At 41.8% G+C, this 6,011-nt stretch carries 5 protein-coding genes and 1 other annotated feature; of the genes, 4 read left to right on the forward strand and 1 reads right to left on the reverse strand.

The window, feature by feature from the left end; translation table 11 throughout:
* The first annotated feature begins 10 nt into the window (after positions 1-10).
* From ASG46_RS18525 to ASG46_RS18540, 4 genes are all read left to right on the forward strand, one after another.
* On the forward strand, positions 11-649 hold the full coding sequence (locus ASG46_RS18525; RefSeq protein ID WP_056705553.1) for a TVP38/TMEM64 family protein: 639 nt from the start codon (positions 11-13) through the stop codon (positions 647-649).
* 60 nt (positions 650-709) lie between these two features.
* Positions 710-1,579, forward strand: a complete 870-nt coding sequence (ytxC, locus tag ASG46_RS18530; protein ID WP_039168873.1) for a putative sporulation protein YtxC — start codon at positions 710-712, stop codon at positions 1,577-1,579.
* 43 nt (positions 1,580-1,622) lie between these two features.
* Positions 1,623-1,870 (forward strand) — a binding site (T-box leader).
* Positions 1,871-1,915: 45 nt separating this feature from the next.
* Entirely contained in the window at positions 1,916-3,856 is a 1,941-nt protein-coding gene (gene thrS, locus ASG46_RS18535) for a threonine--tRNA ligase (protein ID WP_056705555.1), read from the forward strand.
* 171 nt (positions 3,857-4,027) lie between these two features.
* On the forward strand, positions 4,028-4,948 hold the full coding sequence (locus ASG46_RS18540; protein ID WP_056705558.1) for a methyl-accepting chemotaxis protein: 921 nt from the start codon (positions 4,028-4,030) through the stop codon (positions 4,946-4,948).
* Between the two features lie 55 nt (positions 4,949-5,003).
* On the opposite strand, the gene ASG46_RS18545 is transcribed toward ASG46_RS18540, so the two are convergent.
* Entirely contained in the window at positions 5,004-5,783 is a 780-nt protein-coding gene (locus ASG46_RS18545; protein WP_056705561.1) for an HAD family hydrolase, read from the reverse strand.
* Positions 5,784-6,011 lie beyond the last annotated feature (228 nt).

Consider the following 6,011-nt stretch of genomic DNA (forward strand, 5'->3'; position numbering starts at 1 on the left):
AGCGGATGAAATGAATAAAAGAAAATGGCTGCTTTTCCTCGTGATTGGGGTTCTAGCTGCTGTGCTATGGTGGCTCAACAAACAGCATCTTCAACTGTCGCCGAAAGATGTGAAGAATTGGATTCTTCAATTTGGGATGCTGGCTCCCTTTGTCTTTCTTTTCTTATCACTTTTTCGTCCATTTGTGCTTGTCCCTCTCACCGTCTTTTCGCTAGCAGCAGGTTTGGCATTCGGCAGTGTCCTTGGGACCATTTATGCCTTAGCTGGTGCGACAGCAGGTGCAACAGGATCTTTCCTGCTTGCCTCAACCTTCCGTTCAAACAAGCAGGAAACCAAATCAAGCAATCGGAAGCTAAAAGCGGTGACGTCCCGTATTCAAGAGCATGGATTTCTTTATATCCTCTTATTACGCATTGCGCCCATTCACTTTGATTTTGTCAGTTATGCCGCAGCAGCTTCACGTGCGAATTATCGTGCATTTGCGGCGGCGACTTTTTTAGGATTGATACCTGGTACTGTGGCGTTAAATGTCCTTGGATCAAGCTTTGTAAGCGGAAATTATGCCGCCTTAGCGATTGTTTGTTTGATTTATTTGATCTTTATCTCAGTGCCACTGATTTTAAAAAGAAAGATGCCTGATTTATTTTAGGCGTCTATTTTTTATGTTCTCCCCATATATATGTAACAGATGTCGTTAGGGGGGACAAACATGCTTGAAATAATCTTTGAAGATGAATATGATACCGCCGCTTTTTTACATCTTGCTGAACACTTGGACAGTCGGCATCACATTTCGATTCAACAAGGGAAAGACCGGCTTCTCATAGAAGCGAAGAAATCAGGAGAAGCCATAGAGCACATTGTGCGGACATTACTGATTCACTTTTTTTTGGAATGCAAAGAAAATGAACGCATGCGCAGCATCCTTGAAAACACATACTTATTTAAAGATCCAGAAGAGCAGCACCAAATTCTTTCAATCGCCCATAGCATCATGAAAGGGGATCTAGATGATATTCCTGGAATTCATCAAGACCCACCGAGGGAGGATCTGTTAAAAAAAGAGCTTGAGACGATTTCTTTACAGAAAGGTGTTTTTTCCATTGGTTCATTTATGACATTTAGGCTCTCAGCGTATGACAGAAGGCTGAAGAACTATGTTGAAGTATCCATCGAAGAATATAAAATGGAACAAGAATATCAAAACTTTATTCAATCCCTTCGAGACTATGTGATGTCAAGAGAACCTAAGCTTGAAAAAGTACATGTTGTGCATCAGGACCGCCTGATGATTTGGGAATTTCGGTACGCTTCTGAGCGTGATCAAAAACAATACATAGACAGACAGTTTGTAAGAGAGCATCCAATGTATATTGATTCGCAGTTGATTGCACCGCTTGTATCCATTGCGCCACAAAAGATTGACCTATTTACAGATGATACAGGTCACTCGATGGTGCAAACCATTCAAAATATTTTTCAAGAAAGAGTTGAGGTATTCCCTTCTCATTCGTTTCAGGAACAGCATGTTCAATTTGTTCCTAGTCATTTGGAAAAGAAAAGTGAAAAGCTTTCTTGATTTTCACGAAAAAACGTTTTATAATACGGTGTAACTTCATACAGAGACCGTATTGATAAGGACATGAACAAATGAACACCCGCTTAAAGAGAGGGAAGCCGTGGCTGAAAGCTTCCTAGCAGAGGACCATTTGCTTTACCACCTTTGAACATCAGCTGTGAACTGTTTAGTAATAGCTGACGGGAATTCCCGTTATTGAACCACAAGCCGTATTTGCTTTTGACAAAGCAAGCTGCAAATACGGGAAAAAGGGTGGAACCACGATTCCGTTTATTCAACCTCGTCCCTTTCCAGGGGGCGGGGTTTTTATATTGCCAAAAAAAGGAGTGACTAGAGATGTCAGAACAAATTCAACTTACATTTCCAGATGGAGCAGTCAAGGAGTTTGACAAAACAGCTACAACAGAAGACATCGCGGCATCAATTAGCCCAGGCCTAAAGAAAAAAGCGCTTGCCGGTAAATTGAACGGCAAAGAAATAGATCTGCGTACGCCGCTGTTAGAAAGTGGAACAATCGAGATCATCACAGATAAGAGTGAAGAAGCGCTCGATATTATGCGACACAGCACAGCGCATTTGCTTGCACAGGCAATCAAACGCATTTATGGAAAAGAGCATCACGTCCAGTTTGGCGTAGGCCCTGTCATCGAAAATGGCTTTTACTATGATGTCGACATCGATGTAGCGATTACACCTGAAGATTTACCAAAGATTGAAAAAGAAATGAAAAAAATCATTAACAGCAATTTGCCGATTGAGCGCATTGAAGTTTCAAGAGAAGAAGCGAAAGCACGCTTTGAAGCAATTGGCGATGAATTGAAGCTAGAGCTGTTAGAAGCAATCCCAGAAGGCGAAACCGTCACAATTTATGAGCAAGGTGAATTCTTCGATCTATGCCGCGGTATTCACTTGCCGTCTACAGGGAAAATCAAAGAATTCAAGCTGTTAAGCCTTGCAGGTGCTTACTGGAGAGGCGACAGTAACAACCAAATGCTACAGCGTATTTACGGAACAGCTTTCTTCAGCAAAGAAGAATTAAACGAGCATTTACGTCTACTTGAAGAAGCAAAAGAGCGCGATCACCGTAAACTAGGAAAAGAATTGAAACTGTTTGCGAACTCTCAAAAGGTGGGCCAAGGTCTTCCGCTCTGGCTGCCAAAAGGGGCAACAATCCGCCGCGTCATTGAGCGTTATATTGTTGATAAAGAAGTACGCCTTGGTTATGAGCATGTGTATACACCCGTTCTTGCGAGTGTGGAATTGTATAAAACATCAGGCCACTGGGCGCATTATCAAGAAGATATGTTCCCGGTCATGGAAATGGACAACGAAGATCTTGTCCTTCGTCCAATGAACTGTCCACACCATATGATGATTTACAAAAACGAGCCGCATAGCTATCGCGAATTGCCAATTCGGATTGCAGAGCTTGGTACAATGCACCGCTATGAAATGTCAGGTGCTTTATCCGGTCTTCAACGTGTTCGCGGGATGACATTAAACGATGCCCATATCTTTGTTCGTCCAGATCAAATCAAAGACGAATTCATTCGTACAGTTCGCCTAATTGAAGAAGTGTATCAAGACTTTGGCTTGAATGACTACACATTCCGCTTATCTTACCGTGATCCAGAAGATACTGAGAAGTATTTCGACGATGATGCGATGTGGAATAAAGCGCAGTCTATGCTGAAAGATGCAATGGACGAGCTTGGACATGACTACTATGAAGCAGAAGGCGAAGCGGCATTTTATGGTCCGAAGCTTGACGTCCAAGTAAAGACAGCTCTTGGAAAAGAAGAGACTTTGTCTACTGTACAGCTAGACTTCTTACTTCCAGAGCGTTTCGATCTCACATATATCGGAGAAGATGGAAAACATCATCGTCCGGTTGTCATTCATAGAGGAGTTGTGTCCACAATGGAACGCTTCGTTGCCTTCTTAATTGAAGAATACAAAGGAGCTCTTCCAACATGGCTGGCACCTGTACAATTCCAAGTCATCCCGGTTTCACCATCTGTCCATTTAGACTATGCAAAAAAAGTGCAAGAACGTTTGCAGCTTGAAGGACTGCGTGTAGAACTAGACAGTCGTGATGAAAAAATAGGATACAAAATTAGAGAAGCGCAAATGCAAAAGATTCCGTACATGCTGGTTGTCGGTGATCAAGAAGCAGAAAATGGCGCGGTCAATGTAAGAAAATATGGGGAACAAGATTCAGAAACAATGGACCTCGAAGCTTTTGTGAAACATGCAGTCGCAGAAGCAAAAAAATAATGAAGGCGCACGAAACAGTCAGTGATCTCATCTATTGAGGTTGCTGGCTTTTTTCTTATGGAAAAAAATTCTCCACTAGTGATCCATTTGCGCAAATGATACGTTTAGATAGTACGAAAGTATGGGTAAGTATGTACTATTAGAGAGAGGCAAATTGGGGGAATGAAAGCGATGATTCAAACAACAAACACTTCATCAACACAAGTATTGGAGCAATCAGCTGTGCTTCGTGCGCTAGAGCACTCACTGGCGATGATTGAATTTGATGTCACAGGTAAGGTCCTATGGGTCAATGATATTTTTGCAAAAGCCATGAAATATTCAAAGGAAGAAATGATTGGTTTAAAGCATAGACAGTTTTGTCCTCCGCATATTGCAGAAGACGCAAGTTATCAAATGTTTTGGAAGCGTTTGAAGAATGGTCAAGTGTTTCAGGAAAAGGTGCAGCGGATCACGAAGTATGGTGACACCTTATGGCTTGAAGCGACGTATACACCAGTGCTCAATGAAGAGGGGAACGTAGTGGCTGTCGTGAAAGTGGCAACAGATATTACGGAGAGGGAAAACACAATGAAGCAGGTAGTAGAAGACCTAAAAGATATGTCTGCAAAATTAATGGAGCGAGCGGAAATCGGCATCCAGCATAGTCAAAGTGTAAATGCTTCTTTTGAACATATCGCGAATGAAACGGATCAAAACATGAGTTTGCTAGAAGGGTTAACAGAGCAGGTGGAGTCGATCAGCTCAATTGCTACAACGATTAACAGTATCGCATCCCAAACGCAGCTGCTCGCATTGAACGCGGCCATAGAAGCTGCGCATGCGGGTTCCTATGGAAATGGCTTTAGTGTCGTCGCGGCAGAAATCCGTAAGCTTGCGACAGATTCAAAGGAAGCGATTGTAAAGGTGGATCGTTATGTGAAGGCGATCCATTTAGAAGTTGAAAAGGTCAGCACCGGAACAAGCCGTGCAAAGACAAGCGTGTTTACAAACCGGGATCTTGTCAAGCAAGCAAGCGAGGAATTCATGAATGTAGGAGAAGCAGCACGAGGCTTAGATCGTCAAGCACAAAGTTTAGCAGCAATTGTATAGCCGAAAACGAAAAAACACCCAATCTCGATCAGGAGAAGGGTGTTTTTCCTATGGTTTATTTTAAAATATCAAACAATTCGTGTAAGTCTTTAATTTCATAATCTGGTGTCACATCTGTTTCATTTTTCTTGCCATGACGATTGATCCAAACGGTTTGGATGCCAGCGCGAGAAGCGCCGAGAATATCTGTTTTTGGATTATCTCCTACCATGATGACGTCATCTTTTGTGAGATTTAACAGCTGAAGGCAGTGCTCAAAGATACCAGGATCAGGCTTTCCTTTTCCGTAATCTCCTGAAATCACAATTTCATTAAAGTAAGGGGCAAGTTCCGGAACACCTGCAAGTTTTTCTTTTTGCAGACTAGGATCTCCATTTGTTAAAAGGAGTAATTTATAGGTGCCCTTCAGGCGCTCTAAAACAGGATACGTTTCTTCATAGACATACGGGCGTTTTCTACGCTCTGCTGCAAAGAAATCTGCTAAGTATTGACCAAATGCTTCATCGTCAATTCCTGCCTCTTTTAAGCCGTTCGTCCATGCGTTTTTGCGATACTCTGGTGCAAGGGCGTTCAGCTTTTGAAAGCCTTCGCTAATCGGCTCACTAAAATTAGACCACAGTCCTTCAAAAGGATTAATGCCAATCATAACAGTATAATCATATGTTTCATAAGAAGAGTACAGCTTTCTTGCTTCTTCACGCACAATCTGTTCAAACGATTCTGGATCAAGTCCATATTTCTTTTCCGCTTCCCTGCATGTTTCCTGAAAAGTGGTATGAATGCTTTTTTCATCCCAAAGCAAAGTATCATCTAAATCGAAAAATACGGCTTTCATGATCTTCTCCCTTGTTATGTATGTAGTTACCCTCAATTGCATGTGACAGGCTCATGTTCATTTTACAATAGAAGTTTTAGAGTTTAAATAGATTATTTAGTAATAAAAAAAGTGCACAAAAATGTGCACTCAGATTGTAGAGAAACTCATGTTTTTCTACAATCTTTTTTATTTTCATCGTAATGATGGTGGATGAGATTGAATGAAAAAGGCCTCCCACACACCTAA

Source organism: Bacillus sp. Leaf49 (assembly GCF_001426125.1).
Classification (GTDB): domain Bacteria; phylum Bacillota; class Bacilli; order Bacillales; family Bacillaceae; genus Bacillus; species Bacillus altitudinis.

Excerpts from the sequence above, each read along its gene's own strand:
- ASG46_RS18525 (WP_056705553.1), top strand. The coding sequence starts at position 11 with ATGAATAAAAGAAAATGGCTGCTTTTCCTCGTGATTGGGGTTCTAGCT.
- ytxC (WP_039168873.1), top strand. The coding sequence starts at position 710 with ATGCTTGAAATAATCTTTGAAGATGAATATGATACCGCCGCTTTTTTA.
- thrS (WP_056705555.1), top strand. The coding sequence starts at position 1,916 with ATGTCAGAACAAATTCAACTTACATTTCCAGATGGAGCAGTCAAGGAG.
- ASG46_RS18540 (WP_056705558.1), top strand. The coding sequence starts at position 4,028 with ATGATTCAAACAACAAACACTTCATCAACACAAGTATTGGAGCAATCA.
- ASG46_RS18545 (WP_056705561.1), bottom strand. The coding sequence starts at position 5,783 with ATGAAAGCCGTATTTTTCGATTTAGATGATACTTTGCTTTGGGATGAA.